The 18,150-nt window shown below is 63.7% G+C and carries 11 protein-coding genes; 2 read left to right on the top strand and 9 right to left on the bottom strand.

Features of this window, described 5'->3' with window-relative positions; genetic code table 11:
- Positions 1–22: 22 nt before the first annotated feature.
- Complete coding sequence (pgm, locus tag DV532_RS10985) at positions 23–1,660, bottom strand: phosphoglucomutase (alpha-D-glucose-1,6-bisphosphate-dependent) (protein ID WP_056800985.1); 1,638 nt, start codon at positions 1,658–1,660, stop codon at positions 23–25.
- Positions 1,661–1,907: 247 nt separating this feature from the next.
- On the opposite strand from pgm, the gene DV532_RS10980 reads away from it, so the two are divergent.
- Together DV532_RS10980 and DV532_RS10975 are read left to right on the top strand one after the other, a co-directional pair.
- Positions 1,908–2,555 (top strand): DUF1345 domain-containing protein, encoded by a 648-nt coding sequence (locus tag DV532_RS10980; protein ID WP_056800983.1) that lies wholly within the window; start codon positions 1,908–1,910, stop codon positions 2,553–2,555.
- Positions 2,556–2,819: 264 nt separating this feature from the next.
- A complete protein-coding gene (locus DV532_RS10975; protein WP_056800981.1) occupies positions 2,820–3,080 on the top strand; it encodes a DUF1652 domain-containing protein in 261 nt (86 codons plus the stop codon).
- Here DV532_RS10975 and DV532_RS10970 read toward each other — a convergent pair.
- The 8 genes from DV532_RS10970 to DV532_RS10935 all read right to left on the bottom strand — a co-directional run bounded on the left by DV532_RS10970 (position 3,077) and on the right by DV532_RS10935 (position 17,981).
- Positions 3,077–5,164, bottom strand: coding sequence for a bifunctional diguanylate cyclase/phosphodiesterase (locus DV532_RS10970; protein ID WP_056800979.1), 2,088 nt, complete (start codon positions 5,162–5,164; stop codon positions 3,077–3,079). The genes DV532_RS10975 and DV532_RS10970 overlap by 4 nt on opposite strands.
- A 192-nt stretch (positions 5,165–5,356) precedes the next feature.
- Entirely contained in the window at positions 5,357–6,844 is a 1,488-nt protein-coding gene (locus DV532_RS10965) for an efflux transporter outer membrane subunit (RefSeq protein WP_056800977.1), read from the bottom strand.
- Positions 6,841–9,948 carry an efflux RND transporter permease subunit gene (locus tag DV532_RS10960; protein ID WP_056800975.1) on the bottom strand — a complete coding sequence of 1,036 codons (3,108 nt, stop codon included), beginning with the start codon at positions 9,946–9,948 and terminating at the stop codon, positions 6,841–6,843. Before DV532_RS10960 ends, DV532_RS10965 begins: the two co-directional genes overlap by 4 nt.
- Complete coding sequence (locus DV532_RS10955) at positions 9,945–13,043, bottom strand: MdtB/MuxB family multidrug efflux RND transporter permease subunit (RefSeq protein ID WP_056800974.1); 3,099 nt, start codon at positions 13,041–13,043, stop codon at positions 9,945–9,947. The genes DV532_RS10960 and DV532_RS10955 overlap by 4 nt, the downstream gene beginning before the upstream one ends.
- Complete coding sequence (locus tag DV532_RS10950) at positions 13,040–14,347, bottom strand: MdtA/MuxA family multidrug efflux RND transporter periplasmic adaptor subunit (protein WP_056800972.1); 1,308 nt, start codon at positions 14,345–14,347, stop codon at positions 13,040–13,042. Before DV532_RS10950 ends, DV532_RS10955 begins: the two co-directional genes overlap by 4 nt.
- 230 nt (positions 14,348–14,577) lie before the next feature.
- A complete protein-coding gene (tpx, locus tag DV532_RS10945; RefSeq protein ID WP_056800969.1) occupies positions 14,578–15,078 on the bottom strand; it encodes a thiol peroxidase in 501 nt (166 codons plus the stop codon).
- Positions 15,079–15,244: 166 nt separating this feature from the next.
- Positions 15,245–16,525, bottom strand: coding sequence for a serine/threonine transporter (locus DV532_RS10940; protein WP_056800968.1), 1,281 nt, complete (start codon positions 16,523–16,525; stop codon positions 15,245–15,247).
- Positions 16,526–16,784: 259 nt separating this feature from the next.
- Positions 16,785–17,981 (bottom strand): amino acid aminotransferase, encoded by a 1,197-nt coding sequence (locus tag DV532_RS10935; protein ID WP_056800966.1) that lies wholly within the window; start codon positions 17,979–17,981, stop codon positions 16,785–16,787.
- Between the last annotated feature and the right edge of the window lie 169 nt (positions 17,982–18,150).

Here is an 18,150-nt window from a genome sequence, read left to right as displayed (position 1 = left end):
GCACCAAGCGGTTTGTTACCTATCAGGCAATCGCCGCGTCCACCAGCACCTGCGCTTCCTGCACCAGGCGCTGCAGGTGTGCTTCGTCGATAAAGCTTTCGGCGTAGATCTTGTAGATGTCCTCGGTGCCCGATGGCCGCGCCGCAAACCAGCCATTGGCGGTCATCACCTTTAGCCCGCCAATCGCCTGGCCATTGCCCGGTGCGTGGCTGAGGATCTGCACGATCGGCTCACCGGCCAACTCGGTCGACTTCACCTGCTCCGGTGCCAGCTTGCTCAGCAAAGCCTTCTGCCGCGCGTCGGCCTTGGCCTCGACACGGGTAGCGAACGGCTTGCCCAGCGCTGCGGTCAGGTCGGCGTAGGCCTGGCTTGGGTTGCGACCGGTGCGGGCGGTCATTTCGGCGGCCAGCAAGGCCGGGATCAGCCCGTCCTTGTCGGTGGCCCATACCGAGCCATCGCGGCGCAGGAACGAAGCCCCGGCACTTTCTTCGCCACCAAAACCGAGCGAGCCGTCGAACAGGCCCTGGGCAAAGAACTTGAAGCCTACCGGCACTTCGTACAGTTCCCGGCCCAGGCGCTGAGTGACGCGGTCGATCAGGCCGCTGGAAACCACCGTCTTGCCCACGGCAGCATCGCTGCGCCATTGCGGGCGGTGGCGGTACAGGTAGTCGATGGCTACGGCCAGGTAGTTGTTCGGCTGCAGCAGGCCATCGGCGGTGACGATGCCGTGGCGGTCGTGGTCCGGGTCGCAGGCGAAGGCCACGTCGAAACGATCGCGCAGGCCAATCAGGCCCTGCATGGCGTACGGCGAGGACGGGTCCATGCGAATCTGCCCGTCCCAGTCGACGGTCATGAAGCGGAAGGTCGGGTCGACCTCGGTGTTCACCACTTCCAGGTCCAGCTTGTAATGTTCGGCAATCGCCGACCAGTAGCGCACGCCTGCCCCACCCAGCGGGTCGACGCCCAGGCGCAGCTTGGCGCCACGTATGACGTCGAAGTCGATAACGTTTTCGAGGTCGGCCACATAGGTGCTCACGTAGTCATGGCGCTGGGTGGTCGCGGCCTGCAGCGCCTGGGCATGGTCCATGCGCTTGACCCCTGCCAGGTTGGCCGCCAGCAATTCGTTGGCCTTGGCCTCGACCCACTTGGTCACGTCACTGTCGGCCGGGCCGCCATTGGGCGGGTTGTACTTGAACCCACCGCTTTGCGGTGGGTTGTGCGACGGGGTAATGACGATGCCGTCGGCCAGGCCCTGCTGGCGGCCACGGTTATAGCAAAGGATGGCGTGGGACACGGCCGGGGTCGGCGTGTATTCGTCGTCTTTGGACAACATCACCTGTACGCCGTTGGCGGCCAACACTTCCAGGGCGCTGGCAGTGGCCGGTGCCGACAGTGCGTGGGTATCGGCACCGATGAACAGCGGGCCATCGATGCCTTTTTCCTGGCGGTACAGGCAAATGGCCTGGGTAATAGCCAGGACGTGATACTCGTTGAAGCTCAATTCAAGCGAAGTGCCCCGGTGCCCCGAGGTGCCGAAGGCCACGCGCTGTGCCGCCACGGCAGCGTCGGGGCGGCCGGTGTAGTAAGCGGTGAGCAGTCGGGGAATATCGACCAGCACGCTGGCCGGAGCCGGCTTGCCTGCCAAAGGACTGAGCGTCATGCAGAAACCTCGAGTTCAACGGATGTTGGTGTGGGAGCGTGCAGTGTACTGAGAGTTGCGAAAGCGCGCGATGGGCGCAATCAAAACACGAACCTGTAGGAGCGGGCTTGCCCGCGAACACGGGCGCAGCCCGTGCCCTCCCACCGTGGTGCCTGCTTCGCGGGTGAACCCGCTTGCACCGCGTCTACCGCTCATCTGGCTTATGAAGGTCTAGAGTACAAGCCATACACCCTGTTAACGAGGCCCCATGGCTTTCCATCACCTGACCCGCACCCACCCGCGCCTGACCCTCGCCGCCGCCGTCGGCCTGCTCGGCGCCTGGCTCATCCCCGCAGACGACACCGTGCAGCACATCCTCGCCGGTTGGAACCTTGGTGTGTGGCTGTACCTGCTGCTGGTGCTCTACCTGACCTGCAGCGCCAGCCCCGAAAAGGTCCGCAGGGTCGCCCGCGTCGAAGATGAAAACGCCGGCCTGGTGCTGCTCACCGTAAGCATCGCCGCCATCGCCAGCCTCGCCGCCGTCACCCTGCAACTGGTATCCAGCCGCGGCCTGCAAGGCACCGCCCTAGCCCTGCATTACCTCTATACCGGCCTGACCGTGGCCGGCTCATGGCTGCTGATCGGCTGTATCTTCAGCCTGCACTACGCCCGGCTGTTCTACACCGGACAAAACCACGAACCACCGCTGCGCTTCGCCGACGGCGAACGCCACCCCGATTACTGGGACTTCCACTACTTCTCGTTCACCCTCAGCGTGGCGGTGCAAACCTCCGATGTGGGCGTCGCCGGGCGGGGCTTACGGCGGGTGGTGTTGGCCCATTCACTGGTGGGGTTCGTGTTCAATACGGCGATCCTGGGGTTCACCATCAATATCGCCGCCGGTTTGCTCGGCTGATCCCGCCACTCGTCTGAAAAAATCACCCTTCGCATGGCGGTAAGGTGGCAGCTTGACTGCTGCTGTCGCGCCAGGAAAACGTTTGCCGGGCCGATAGCAATCATCGTCCACGGCTGACAAGGATGTGACCGCTGTCATGCATTCGCACATTTGTCGTATTTACAGCCGAGAATCGCCGGTGGCAGGTGCTATGGTTACCTTCCCGGCGGCCGCATCGATGTGGCCACTCACTCACCGCGTCCGAGCACGGACAAGGAGGCTGGCATGAACAAGTTGACGTTCCCCAACGCCTGCCAGGTGATGCGCTGGCATTTTCACCCGCTGGGCTTCGAGGCCAGCATGGATGCGCCACGCAGCATGGTTGCGCGGTTGTTCGACCGAGTCACCGGCGAAACCCTGCTGGCGATTGCTGGCATCCCTTGCGCGCCAATCATGGCTGCTGCAGACGTGGAGCGCATCATCGAGGCCGTCGAGGCGGAAATGGATGCGTTCTTCCCCGCTTTTACCCTGCGCGACGCGGGTTAACCCGCTGCGCTATTTTCCGGGTGCATGGCCTGTAACTTGCCCATGAACTGCTCGGCCGGCACTGGCTGGCCCAGCAGGTAGCCTTGCAGCGAATCACAGCCCAGGCGCGTCAAGAAAGCCTGTTGCTTATCGGTTTCCACCCCTTCGGCAACGATACGCAGGCCCAGTGCCTGGCCCAACGCGACAATTGCCGAGACGATGGCCGCATCATCACTGTCGTGCTCCAGGTCGCGCACGAAGCCGCGGTCGATCTTCAGCTCGTTGGCCGGCAGGCGCTTGAGGTACATCAGGCTGGAATAGCCCGTACCAAAGTCATCGATGGACAGGTCCACACCCATGCCGGACAGGCGTTGCAGCACTGTCAGGCTAGCATCGGCGTCGTGCATGGCGGTGGTTTCGGTAATTTCCAGGGTCAGACAGTTGGCTGGCAGGCCGTTTACCTGAAGCGCCCGTGCCACGCTGTCGACCAGCCCGCTATGGCAGAACTGGATGGCCGACAGGTTCACCGCCATACGCCAGCCCAAGTGCCCCTCGTCTAACCACTGGCGCATCTGCCGGCAGGCTTCAATTAGCACCCACTCTCCAATAGGGATGATCAGGCCGGTCTTTTCCGCCAGGCCGATGAAGCGGTCGGGCGCCAACAGGCCCTGCTGCGGGTGCTCCCAGCGCAGCAACGCTTCGGCACCGATCGGCTGGCAGGCCTGGGCGTCGAACTTGGGCTGGTAGTGCAAGCGGAATTGGCGCTGCTCCAAGGCTTGGCGCAGGTCCTGGAGCAGCTGCAACTGCTGGCGGGCATTGCTGTTCATCGACACGTCGAAGAAGCTGTAGCCATTCTTGCCAACGCTCTTGGCGTGGTACATGGCGGCGTCGGCATTGCGCAGCAGCTCGTGCTGGTCCAGGCCATTGCCGGGATACACGACGATACCCAGGCTCGCCGTCAGTTGCAGATCATGTTCGGCCACACGAAATGGCCGTGACACCAGGTTGACCTGCTTGACTGCCACGTCCATGGCATCGTCCGGCTCGCGCAGCTCTACCAGCAGCACGAATTCGTCGCCGCCGATGCGCGCCAAGGTGTCCTGGCTGTGCAGATGGCCGCGCAGGCGCGCCGCCACAGCCTTGAGCAACAGGTCGCCGATATGGTGGCCGAAGGCATCGTTGACCGGCTTGAAGCCGTCCAGGTCGATGAACATCAGCGCAAAACAGCCGCCCTGCTCCGCCACCTTGGCAATGGCTTGCTCAATGCGGTCGGCCAGCAAGGTGCGGTTGGGCAGGTCGGTGAGGGTGTCGTGCAGGGCCAGTTGCGTCAGCTCCTGGTTGGCCAGCGTCAATGAACGCGCCAGCTCGGCGGTGCGTGCCTCAAGGCGGGCGTCCAGCACCGAGGTGAGCAAGGCCACCGCCAACACCGCCAAGGTGGTGATCAGGACCAGGTAGACCAGGCCATCGCCCTGCAGCCCGCTGCCTAGCGCACCACAGAAGCTGCCGGCCGGGAAGTTCGCCGCGGCCATGCCGGTGTAATGCATGCCGACAATGGCAAAGCCCATCACTACCGCCGCCATGCCGCGGATCTGCCGCACATACGGGGTATGCGCGCGCAGGCGGAAGGCAATCCACAACGCCGCCGCCGAGGCGCCCACGGCAATCAGCAGCGAGGCACCGAACAGTGTCGGGTCGTAGTCGATACCTGGCAGCATGCGCAGCGCAGCCATGCCGGTGTAGTGCATACAGGCGATGCCGGCCCCCATGATCAGCGCACCGAAGCACAGCTGCAACCATGGCAGGCTCGCCTGGCTGACCAGCCACAAGGCAAAGCCCGAGGACAGCACGGCGATCAGCAGCGAGAACGCGGTCAGGGCAAGGTCATAGCCCAGGTCGATGGGCAGGCTGAAGGCAAGCATGCCGATAAAGTGCATCGACCACACGCCGATGCCCATGGCTAATGCACCGCCGCTCATCCACAGGGCGGCAGCCCGGCCCTTGGCCGTGGCAATGCGGCCGGTCAGATCAAGGGCGGTATATGACGCCAGGATCGCCACGCACAGCGAAATCAACACCAGCGAAGAGGAATAGCTACCGGTCAGCATTGGGAGTTCCAGCGACGGGACAGGGGGCCCGAAAAAGCTGACGATTGTACTCAAGCTTTGGCGAAACGCACGGGGTTTTTGCGAATGGGAATGGGAACGGATCCAAACCTTTGCCGCCGCAGGCGAACACTGGCGCAGCCAGTGCCGGGCCGCGCACTGAAATACTTCGCAGGCAAGCCCGCGCCTACAAAGTCAATCCTGCTCGGCAAACGCCGGCTCAGCCTCCCAGCCACCACCCAGCGCGGCAACCAGCTGCACACTGGCCACCAAGCGCCCCTGCAGCAGGTTCAGCACATTGCGCTCGTTGCTCAGCGCCGTGGTCTGCACGTTGACCACATCCAGGTAACCGATCAGCCCCGCGCGATACTGGTTCTCGGTCAGGCGCAGCGATTCGCGCGCGGCATCCAACGCCTCCTGGCGCACCACCGCTTCATCGCCATACACCTTCAATTGCACCAGCAGGTTTTCCACTTCCTTGAAACCATCCAGCACGGTCTGGCGGTACTGCGCCACGGTCTGGTCATACGCCGCCACCGTGCGGTCCACCTCGGCGCTGCGCTTGCCGGCGTCGAACAAGGTCAGTGCCAGTTGCGGGCCCACCGACCAGTAACGATTGGGCAGTTCGATCCAGTTGCTGAAGCTGCTGCTGGAATAACCGCCGCTCATGCTCAGGCTAAGGTCCGGGAAGTACGCCGCCCGCGACACGCCGATATTGGCGTTGGCCGCCATCACGTTGCGTTCAGCCGCGGCGATGTCCGGGCGCCGCTCCAGCAACTGCGAAGGCAGAGAAACCGGAACCTGCGGCAGCGCCGGTATGGCCTTGCTGTCGGCCAGGGCAAAGTCCGCCGGGGCCTTGCCCAGCAACACGGCAATAGCGTTCTCGAACTGCGCGCGCTGCCAAATCAAGTCGATCAGGTCGGCCTGGGTGCTCTTGAGCTGGGTGCGTGCCTGGGCCACCGCATCCGGGCCGGCGACACCCGCGCGATACTGGTTTTCGTTCATTCGCAGCGAACGCTCATAGGCCGCCACGGTAGCTTCCAGCAGGCGCTTCTGCTCATCGATCACGCGCAACTGCAGGTAGTTTTGCACCAGCTCGGACTGCTGACTGAGGCGGATCGAGGCCAGGTCGGCCAGGCTGGCTTCGGCACTGGCTTGGTTGGCATTGAGGGTTTCCCGCAGCTTGCCCCACAGGTCGATCTCCCAACTGACACCCAGCTGGGCGTTGTAGGTGTTGCGAATACCGCTGCTGTTGTTCGACAGGCTCGAACTGGAGCTGCCGGTGCCCTGGGCCGAGCGATTCTTGCTGGTGCTCAAGTCCAGGCTGGGGAACAGCGCCGCCCGGCTGCTGCGTACCAGCGCCTGGGCCTGGCGGTACTGGGCTTCCGATTGCGCCACGGTCTGGTTGCTGCGGTTCAGTTCTTCGACCAGCGCATTGAGCCCGGCGTCGCCATAAATTTCCCACCAGGCGCCACGGGCAATGGCATCAGACGGCGCGGCCTGGGTCCAGCCTTCGGCGTGCTTGAACTGCGCCGTACTGCTCAGCTCGGGGCGGTGGTAGTCCGGGCTCAGGGTGCAGGCACTGAGCAAGGCCACGCACAACCCAGCGCTGAACAGGCGCGAGCCACGCCTACGGGTCAGCGCTTGCAAGGCACGGTGAAGTGGAGTTTGGGCAAAATTCATAGCGGGGTTTCCAGGGCGGCGTCGGTGCGCACGCCGCGCCAACGGTTGAAGCGGTGACGCAGGCGGTCCAGATACAGGTAAACCACCGGCGTCGTGTAAAGGGTGAGGACCTGGCTGAACACCAGGCCACCAATGATGGTCAGGCCCAGCGGCTGGCGCATTTCTGCGCCTTCGGCATGGCTCAGCAGCAGCGGCAAGGCGCCGAGGATAGCCGCCAGGGTGGTCATCAGGATCGGCCGCAGGCGCAGCAGGCAGGCTCGGCGGATCGACTCCTCCGGCGACAAGCCCTGCTGGCGTTCCAGCTGCAGGGCCAGGTCGATCATCAAAATGGCGTTTTTCTTCACCACGCCGATCAGCAGGAACAACCCCAGCAGCGAGATCAGGCTGAACTCGCCACCGGTGACGTACAGCGCCAGCAAAGCGCCGACGCCGGCCGAGGGCAGTGTCGAGAGAATGGTCAGCGGGTGGATGTAGCTTTCGTAGAGAATGCCCAGCACCAGGTACACCAACAGCAGCGCGCCAAGGATCATCAGCGGCTGGCCTTGCTGGGTCTTGGCGAAGGCATCGGCGCTGCCCCCGAGCCTGGCGATCACTTCCTCGGGCAGGCCCAGCTTGGCCACCGCGCGCTCCAACGCCGCCATGGCCTGGTCGGGGCTGTAGCCTTCGGCGACGTCGAAGGCAATGCTCTCAGCGGCGAATTGGCCCTCGTGGCTGACCCGGTCATTGGCCAGGCTGTTCTCGTAGCGGGCGATGGTCGACAACGGAACACGGGCACCGTCGGCGGTAATCACCTGCACCTGTTCGAGGGTGCTTGGGTCCCAGGCGTATTTCGGGTTGATCTCCAGCACCACTTGGTACTGGTTGAGGCTGTCGTAGATGGTCGAGATCTGCCGCTGGCTGTAGGCGTTGTTCAGCACCGTGGTGACCATGTCCATGTCGATGCCCAGGCGCTTGGCCTGGTCGCGGTCGACCACCAGAGTCACCTGCTGGGTACCGGCACCGTCGCGGGCGTCGATAGCGGTTAGCTGCGGCAGTGTGCGCAGCGCTGCGACCACCATGGGGAACCACAGGCGCAGCGCCGCCAGGTCGCCGCTCTGCAGGGTGTACAGGTACTGCGACGAGGTCTGGTCACGGCCGCCACCGCCCAGTTGCAAGTCTTGGTCGGCCATCAGGAACAGGCGCCCGCCCGGCACCTTGGGCATCTCCTTGCGCAGGCGCTCGATCACCTTCTGCGCATCGATCTTGCGCTCGTTGATCGGCTTCAGGCGCACCAGCACAAAGGCGTTGTTGGTGCCGCTGTTACCGCCAATGAAACCGGCCACGCTCTGCACCGCAGGGTCGGCCAGCAAGGCGCGCCGGTAGGTTTCCATTTTCGGCTGCATCACGCTGAACGACAGGCCGTCGTCACCACGGATGAAACCCATCAGCTGGCCGGTGTCCTGCTGCGGCATCAGTGTCTTGGGCACTACTACGTACAGGGCGACGTTGACGCCGATGGTGGCCAGCAGGCTGATCAGGGTCAGGCGCTTGTGGCGCAAGGCCCAGCCCAGGCTGCGGTCATAGGCATCGACCATGCGCTGGTGCAGTTTGTCGCTCCAGTGCTGCAGGCGGCTCTTTTCGGCTTTGTGCGGCTTGAGCCAGCGGGCGCACAGCATAGGGGTGAGGGTCAGCGACACCACCAGCGACACGATGATCGCCGCCGCCAGGGTGATGGAGAACTCCTGGAACAGGTTGCGCACGATGCCACCCATGAACAGGATGGAGACGAACACCGCCACCAGCGATACGTTCATCGACAACAACGTGAAGCCCACTTCCTTGGCCCCAAGGAAGGCCGCCTTCATGGGCGGCTGGCCGTCTTCGATGTGCCTGGAAATGTTCTCCAGCACCACGATGGCGTCGTCCACAACCAGCCCCGTAGCCAGGATCAGCGCCATCAGCGACAAGTTGTTCAGCGAGAAACCACACAGGTACATGACGGCGAAGGTCCCCACCAGCGACACCGGCACCGCCAGGCTGGGGATCAGCGAGGCGCGCAAGCTGCCGAGGAACAGGTAGACCACCAGGATCACCAGCACCACGGCGATCAGCAGCGTGTGCTCGGCCTCTTTCAAGGTGGCCTTGATCACGGGCGAGCGGTCCATGGCCACGTTCAACTGCACACTGGCCGGTAGCAATGACTGCAAGGCCGGCAACTGTGCCTTGATCTGCTCGACCGTTTCGATAATGTTGGCGCCGCTCTGGCGGTTGACCACCAGCAACACCGCGCTCTGGTCATTGAAGAAGCCGCTGTTGTAACGGTTCTCGACGCTGTCAGTGATGGTTGCCACGTCGGACAGGCGCAGGATGGTGCCGTTCTGCTGGCGAATTACCACCGGCTCGTAATCCTTAGCGCTTTCCAACTGGTCGTTGGCGCGCACCTGCCAGTTGCGCTCGGCGTCTTCGACAAAGCCCATGGGCCGGCGCTGGTTGGCGTTGGACACCGCAGTGCGCACTTCGTCCAGCGACAGGCCGTACTGGTTGAGCAACTGCGGCTCGACAGCGATACGCACCGCTGGCAGCGAACTGCCACCGATCTGCACCTCCCCTACCCCCGCCACCTGGGCCAGGCTCTGCGACAGGATGGTGTCGGCCAGGTCGTACAGCTGGCCTTTCTGCAGCACGTCCGAGGTCAGCGACAGCACCATGATCGGTGCCTGCGACGGGTTGATCTTCTTGTAGGTGGGCATGCTGCGCATGCCGCTGGGCAGCAGGTTGCGGGTGGCGTTGATCGCCGCCTGCACCTCGCGCGCCGCCCCGTCGATATCGCGGCCCATCTCGAAACCGATGATCACGCGGGTGGAGCCTTGGTTGGAGCTGCTGGTCAGCGTGGTTACGCCAGCGATGCTGCCCAGCTTGCGCTCCAGCGGTGTAGCTACGGTGGAGGCCATGACCTCGGGGCTGGCCCCTGACAAGTTGGCCGACACCACGATTACCGGGAAGTCCATTTGCGGCAGCGGCGCCACCGGCAGCAGGCCGAAGCTAACCCCGCCCAGCAGCATGATCGCCAGGCTCAACAGCATGGTCGCCACCGGGCGCCGGATGAACGGACCGGACAGGTTCATGCCTCGGCCTGCTTCACGTCAGTAGCCGGGCGCCAGCGGCGTGCCAGGCGGTCGAAGTACAGGTAGATGACCGGTGTGGTGAACAGCGTCAGCACTTGGCTGACCAGCAACCCGCCGACCATCACCAGGCCCAGCGGCTGGCGCAGTTCGGCGCCGGACCCGGTGGCGAGCATCAGCGGCACGGCACCGAACAGCGCGGCCAGGGTGGTCATCAGGATCGGCCGGAAGCGCAGCAGCGCCGCCTGATAGATGGCATCGCGCGGGCTCATGCCCTGGTGGCGCTCGGCCTCGAGGGCGAAGTCGATCATCATGATCGCGTTCTTCTTGACGATGCCGATCAGCAGGATGATGCCGATAATCGCGATCATGCCCAGGTCATTGCCGCTGATGAGCAGGGCCAGCAAGGCACCGACGGCCGCCGACGGCAGGGTGGAAAGGATGGTCACCGGGTGGATGTAACTCTCGTACAGCACGCCCAACACGATGTACATGGTCACCACCGCCGCCAGGATCAGCAGCAAGGTGCTCGACAACGACGCCTGGAAGGCCTCCGCAGCACCCTGGAAGCGGGTTTGCACGCCCAGCGGCATGCCGATGTCTTTTTGCACCTGCTCGATGACCTGTACCGCCTCGCCCAGCGATGCGCCGTGGGCCAGGTTGAACGACAGGGTTACCGCCGGAAACTGGCCGATGTGGGAAATGGCCAACTGCGCCTGGCGCTGTTCGATGCGCGCCAGGGCCGACAGGCGCACTTGGCCGCCATCGGAGGCCTTGACGTGCACCGACTGCAGTGCCTGCGGGCCGATAACCGCCGCGTCCTTGGCTTGCAGCACCACGCGGTACTGGCTGGCCTGGGTGTAGATGGTCGAGATTTGGCGCTGGCCGAAGGCGTCGTACAGGGCGTTGGTGATTTGCGACACGCTGATGCCCAAGCGGCTGGCCATGTCGCGGTCGATCACCAGGTACACCTGCAGGCCCTTGTCCTGCAGGTCGCTGGCCACGTCGGCCAACTGCGGGCGCTGCTGCAGCGCCTGCACCAGCTTGCCGCTCCACTGCGCCAGCAGGTCAGCGTCCGGCGACGACAGGCTGAACTGGTACTGGGTACGGCTAACCCGGTCTTCGATGCTCAGGTCCTGCACCGGCTGCATGAACAGGCGGATGCCCACCAGCCGGTCGACTTGCGGCTGCAGGCGGTTGATCACTTCGCTGGCGCTGACGTCGCGCTCGCCATGGGGCTTGAGGTTGATCAGCAGGCGGCCGCTGTTGAGGGTGGCGTTATCGCCATCGACGCCGATGTAGGAGGACAGGCTCTGCACCGCCGGGTCCTGCAAAATCACCTTGCTCAGGGCCTGCTGGCGTTCGCTCATGGCGGCGAACGAGGTGGACTGCGGCGCTTCGGAAATACCCTGGATCACCCCGGTGTCCTGCACCGGGAAGAAGCCCTTGGGCACCACCATGTACAGGAATACGGTAAGCGCCAGGCTGGCCACGGCTACCAGCAGGGTCAGCGGCTGGCGCTTGAGTACCCACTGCAGGGCACTGCCGTAGTGCTTGATCAGCCAGTCGATCCAGGCGCCACTGGCGCGATAGAAGCGGCTTTGCTCTTCTTCCTTGGGTTCACGCTTGAGCAGGCGCGCGCACATCATCGGCGTCAGGGTCAGCGACACCACCAGGGAAATCAAGATGGCCACCGCCAGGGTAATGGCGAACTCGCGGAACAGGCGGCCGACCACATCGGCCATGAACAGCAGCGGGATCAGTACTGCAATCAGCGAGAAGGTCAGGGAGATCAGGGTGAAGCCGATTTGCCGGGCCCCCTTGAGCGCCGCCTGCATGGGCGTCTCGCCCTCTTCGATGTGCCGGGAAATGTTCTCCAGCATGACGATGGCATCGTCGACCACGAAGCCGGTGGCAATGGTCAGCGCCATCAGCGTCAGGTTGTTGACCGAAAAGCCGGCCAGGTACATCACGCCGAAGGTGCCGATCAGCGACAGTGGCACGGCAATCGACGGGATGAGGGTGGCGCTGAAGCGGCGCAGGAAAAGGAAGGTGACCATCACCACCAGGGCGATGGCAATCAGCAGTTCGTGCTGCACGTCCTTGACCGCCGCGCGGATGGTCTGGGTGCGGTCGGTCAGTACCGAAACATCGAGGCCAGCCGGCAGGTTGTCGGTGATCGAGGGCAACAAGTCCTTGATGCGGTCGACCACTTCGATGACGTTGGCACCTGGCTGGCGCTGGATATTCACCAGCACCGCGTGGTTCTCGTTGGCCCAGGCAGCCAGGCGTTCGTTCTCCGCGCCATCAACGATTTCGGCGACGTCCTTCAGGCGCAGTGGTGCACCGTTGCTGTAGGCCAGAATCAGGTTGGCGTATTCCTCGGGGGAACGCAGCTGGTCGTTGGCGTCGAGCATCGACACCCGGGTGGGGCCGTCGAAATTACCTTTGGGCTGGTTGACGTTGGAGGCGCCGATCAGGGTACGCACGTCTTCCAGGTTAAGGCCGTTGGCGGCCAGGGCGTCGACGTTGACCTTAATCCGCACCGCCTGGCGCTGGCCACCGGCGATGCTGACCATGCCCACGCCGCTGATCTGCGCGAGCTTCTGCGCCACGCGAGTGTCGACCAAATCGTTGAGTTTGGGCAACGGCATGGTCTTGCTGGAGATGGCCAGGGTCAGCACTGGGGTGTCGGCCGGGTTGACCTTGTTGTACACCGGCGGTGCCGGCAGGTCGCTGGGCAGCAGATTGCTGGCGGCGTTGATGGCGGCCTGCACCTGCTGCTCGGCAACGTCCATGTTCATGTCGAGGTTGAAACGCAGGGTCAGCACCGAGGCGCCGCCAGAGCTGGTCGAGGCCATCTGTTCAAGGCCCGGCATCTGGCCGAACTGGCGTTCCAGTGGCGCGGTGACGGCGCTGGTCATGACTTGCGGGCTGGCACCGGGGTACAGGGTCATGACCCGGATGGTTGGGTAATCCACCTGTGGCAAGGCGGAAACCGGCAGCAGCTTGTAGGCGATCAGGCCGGCCAGGACGATGGCCAGCATGCTCAGCGTGGTGGCAACCGGCCGCAGGATGAACAGGCGCGAGAGGTTCATGCGCCCGCCTTGCCTGCTGCATTTGCGGGCTGCGCTTCACCGGTTTGCGCCGAACCCTTGGCTTCCTGGCCTTGCAGGTGCTGGCCAGGGCTGGTTGGCACTTGCGAGCTGTCTTCGACCACCTCCACCTTGGTCCCTTCGCGCAGCCGATCGGTACCTTCCAGCACCAGGCGGTCGCCGGCCTTCAGGCCTTCGAGGATCACGCTGTTCTGGCCATCGCTGGCGCCCACCTTGAGCTTGCGCACGTTCACCGTGCTCTCGGCGTTGACCACATAGGCGAAGCTGCCGTCGTTGCCAAACTGGATGGCCGCCGCTGGGGCCAGGGTCACCTGCTTGAGGGTATCGGCCAGCAGGCGCACATTGACGAACTGGTTGGGGAACAGCGCCAGGTCCTTGTTCTGGAAGCGGCCTTTGAACTTGAGGGTGCCGGTGGTGGTGTCGATTTGATTGTCGATGCTGCCGAGCTCGCCGGTGGCCTGTAGCTTGCTGTCACTGCGGTCCCAGGCCTCGACTGGCAAGCTGGCACCGCTGCGGTAGCGCTCAAGCACCGTGCTCAGCTCGGTTTCCGGCAGGGTGAAAGCCACGTTGATCGGCTCGGTTTGGGTGATGACTACCAGCGCGGTGGTGTCGTTGGCCGCCACCAGGTTGCCCAGGTCGAGTTGGCGCAGGCCCACACGGCCGTTGATCGGCGCGCGAATTTGAGTGAAGTCGAGGTTCAGGCGCGCGTCGTTGACTTGCGCCTGGTTGGTTTTGACCAGCCCCTGAAACTGCGCCACCTGCGCTTCGGCGGTGTCCAGGGTTTGCTTGGCGATGCTGTCTTCGGCGTACAGGCCTTTATAGCGGGCCAGGTCAACCTGGGCATTCTTCAGCTGCGCCTGGTTTTGCGCCAGGGTGCCTTCGGCTTGTTGCAGGGCGATGCGGTAAGGACGCGGGTCGATCTCGGCCAGCAGGTCGCCGGCCTTGACCTGCTGGCCCTCCTTGAAGTGGACCTTCACCAGCTCGCCAGCCACGCGGCTGCGGACGTTGACGGTATTGGTCGCAGTGACCGTACCCAAGGCCTTGTAGTACAGCGGGAAGTCGCCGACCCGCACCGGCTCGACACGCACCGGTACCGGGTCACTGGAGCCGCCAAAGCCCGGGCGACTGCCCATCATGCCCACGCCCTTGCCGCCGCGCCCGCCGCTGGCTTCTTTGTGCGCAGGCGCCGCTGCAGGCCACAACCACCAGGCCAGTGCAGCCACCAGCAGCAGGATCAGCAGGCCGACCAGCCAGCGACGAGGGGAACGGGAATTGGGCACTTGCATGGGTTGAACGAACCTTGTTCGGAATGACGACTTGGGGAGGTTGAACGATAAGCACTGACATCGTTTTAGCAAAGGGCCTTTACCAGAGGTTTACCTTTGCCTGACGTTGGCAAGACCCTGAACTTTAAACGAAAACGGCCCGGAACGCGTTCCGGGCCGTTTACAGGGTGTTGCTTGGAGCGTTAGCGGGATAAAAGGTTTCCGTTGCCTGCCCCGCCCCTACACAACGCTTACTTCAGTACAGCCAGCGCCGCCTCGTAGTTCGGCTCGTCAGCGATTTCGCCAACCAGCTCGCTGTGCAGCACCTTGTCGTTCTCGTCCAGCACCACTACGGCACGGGCGGCCAGGCCGGCCAGCGGGCCGTCAGCGATGGCGACGCCGTAGTTCTCGAGGAACTCGCGACCACGCAGGGTCGACAGGTTCTTCACATTGTCCAGGCCTTCGGCGCCGCAGAAGCGTGCCTGGGCGAATGGCAGGTCGGCGGAGATGCACAGCACCACGGTGTTGGCCACATCGTTGGCCTGGGCGTTGAACTTGCGCACCGACGTGGCGCAGGTTGGGGTGTCGACGCTCGGGAAGATGTTCAGCACTTTGCGCTTGCCGGCGTAGTCCTGCAGCGACTTGTCAGCCAGGCCTTCGCCCACCAGGGAGAAAGCCGGAGCCTGGGCGCCGGCCTGTGGCAGGTTGCCGTTGACCTGGACCGGGTTGCCTTTGAGAGTCACTTGAGCCATGACGAAATCCTTATGCGGGGTTTGAAAAGGACACTGAGTTAAGCATGAAGGCAGCCGGGTGCCTATGGGGCAGGCGAAATTGTTCTATTGCCGGATAATTTTTGTGGACAAAAAAATGCCCGGGTGACTACAAGCGCCCCGGGCATGCTTTATTACACGCGGCGAATCAGCCCAGCAGGCCGTACACCACCGAGGTCAGCGCAACCAGGCCGACAATCACGACGAATACGTTGGATGCCGCGCCGCTGTACTTGCGCATCGACGGCACGCGGCGAATGGCGTACATCGGCATCAGGAACAGCAGCACGGCAAGGATCGGGCCGCCGAGCGATTCGATCATGCCGAGAATGCTTGGGTTGAGGGTAGCGACGATCCAGCACACCACCAGCATCAGCGCCGCTACCACGCGGTCCAGCGCCTTGGCACCGGGACGTGCGCCGGTTTTGGCGATGATACCCTTCAGGCCTTCGCTGGCGCCGATGTAGTGGCCGAGGAACGACTTGGCAATGGCCACGAAGGCGATCAGCGGGGCGGCGAACGCAATGGTCGGGTTGCTGAAGTGGTTAGCCAGGTACGACAGAATCGACAGGTTCTGCGCCTTGGCCTCGGCCAACTGGGCGCTGCTCAGGGTGAGCACGCAGCTGAACACGAAGAACAGCACCATCACCACCATCAGCACATGGGCACGGCGCAAAATCTGCCCGCTGCGCTCATCGGCGTGCTCGCCGTAGCGGCGCTTCTGGTCAACCGCAAAGGCCGAGATGATCGGCGAGTGGTTGAACGAGAACACCATCACCGGAATGGCCAGCCACAGGGTGTGCAGGAAGGCCGAGGCCGGTGGCACCTGGGTGGCGCTGTCGAGGATGCCACCGGTCCAGTGCGGCACCAGGTACAGGCCCAGCAGCGCCAGGGCGACGATGAATGGGTACACCAACAGGCTCATGACCTTGACCGTGGCCTGCTCCCCGCAGCGCACGATGGCCAGCAGGCCGAGGATCAGCACGAACGACAGGATGGCCCGCGGCGGCGGCTGCAGGTGCAACTGGTGCTCGATGAAGCTGGCCACGGTGTTGGTCAGCGCCACGCTGTAGATCAGCAGGATGGGGAAGATCGCGAAGAAGTACAGCACGGTGATCGAGGCACCGGCGGTAATGCCGAAGTGCTCCTTGACCACCTCGGTGATGTCGCCGCCGTTGCGCCCGGAAAGGACGAAACGGGTCAGCCCACGGTGGGCGAAGTAGGTCATCGGGAAGGCCAGCACGGCCAGGATCAGCAGCGGCCAGAAGCCGCCAAGGCCGGCGTTGATCGGCAGGAACAGGGTTCCGGCGCCGATGGCTGTGCCGAACAGGCCCAGCATCCAGGTGGTGTCGTGACGCGACCAGCTGCCGAGGGTGGCGGGGGTCGATTCTGCAAAGCGTTGATCAACGCTTGGGGCCTGCTCATTCATTCCGGGTGAAGCTCCACTCGCAAGACTGCAACAGGCTGAGAATGGCGAAATAGTGCTATCGCCCAACTCAACCGGAAAAGAGGGGCGCGATTGTGCACGGAAAGGTTGCACTTGCGAAGCCCTTTTCCGAGGGGCGGTTGCACTTGTCTTTACAAGTGCGGTGAACGAGCAGGGTTAGCGTAAAAAAATAGGAGCGGTTTGCCCGCTCCTACCTGGGTATTGCACAAGCCACAACGGGCCGCATCACGACTCTGGCGGGTTACTTCTGCACGGCAGCGAAGGCTTCGGCTACCCGTTGCAGATTGGCCGGGCGCAGGCCCGACATGCACACGCGGCCGCTGTCGATCAGGTATACGCCGAACTCGTCACGCAGGCGGCGTACTTGCTCGACGCTGAAGCCGGTATAGCTGAACATGCCACGCTGGCGCAGGAAGAACTGGAAGTCCTGGCCTGGCAGCAGCACGGCCAGGGCATCGACCAGCGCCTGGCGCATGTCAAGGATACGCTTGCGCATCACTTCGACTTCCTCGGCCCACTGGGCATTCAGGCCAGCATCGCCGAGCACACCAGCGACCAGCTGGGCACCGAAGTTAGGCGGGCTGGAGTAGTTGCGGCGCACAGTGGCCTTGAGCTGGCCGAGCACGCTCTGGGCAGTGGCGTCGTCATCGCAGACCACCGACAGGCCGCCTACCCGCTCGCCGTACAGCGAGAAGATTTTCGAGAACGAGTTGCTGACCAGGCACGGCACGCCGGCGCGGGCCATTTCGCGAATGGCGTAGGCGTCTTCCACCAGGCCTTCGGCAAAGCCTTGGTAGGCGATGTCGAGGAACGGGATCAGTTGGCGTGCCTTGACCACTTCGACCACGTGTTGCCACTGGTGTGGTTCCAGGTCGGCACCGGTGGGGTTGTGGCAGCACGGGTGCAGCAGCACCACGCTGTTGGCCGGCAGGGTTTGCAGGGTGGCCAGCATGCCGTCGAAGTCCACGCCACGGGTGGCCTGGTCGAAGTACGGGTAGGTGTTCACCTTGAAACCGGCGCCTTCGAAGATGGCGCGGTGGTTGTCCCAGGTCGGGTTACTGACCCAAACTTCGGACTGCGGGAAGTAACGCTTGAGGAAGTCGGCACCGACTTTCAGGGCACCGGAGCCCCCTACGGTCTGCACGGTGGCCACGCGCCCGCCGGTAACGGCCGGGTGATCGGCACCGAACAGCAGCGCCTGAATCGCCTGGCGGTAGCTGGCCAGGCCTTCCATCGGCAGGTACAGCGAGGCTTCGTGGTCCTGGCCAGCGATGCGTTTTTCCACCGCGTCCACTGCTGCCAGCTGCGGCACCACGCCGGCCTCATCGTAGTACAGGCCGATACTCAGGTTGACCTTGTCGGCGCGTGGGTCGGCCTTGAAGGTTTCCATCAGCGAGAGAATCGGGTCGCCGGCATAGGCATCGACATGTTTGAACACAGCGTGCAGCTCCTTGGATCAGGACGGTACGAAAAGTCAGCCCTGAGCATACCCGGAGTGTGGGCTCAGGAACATCCACTATTGTGCAAGGTTGTCTATGCAACATTGCATGTCTGGGCTCCCACAGGGATATCACTGCCTTTGAAACCTGTGCAGTACCTGTGGGAGC

This window comes from Pseudomonas sp. Leaf58 (assembly GCF_003627215.1).
Classification (GTDB): Bacteria; Pseudomonadota; Gammaproteobacteria; order Pseudomonadales; family Pseudomonadaceae; genus Aquipseudomonas.
The sequence above is the reverse complement of the archived record's forward strand: the minus strand, read 5'-3'. Positions and strand labels throughout refer to the sequence as shown.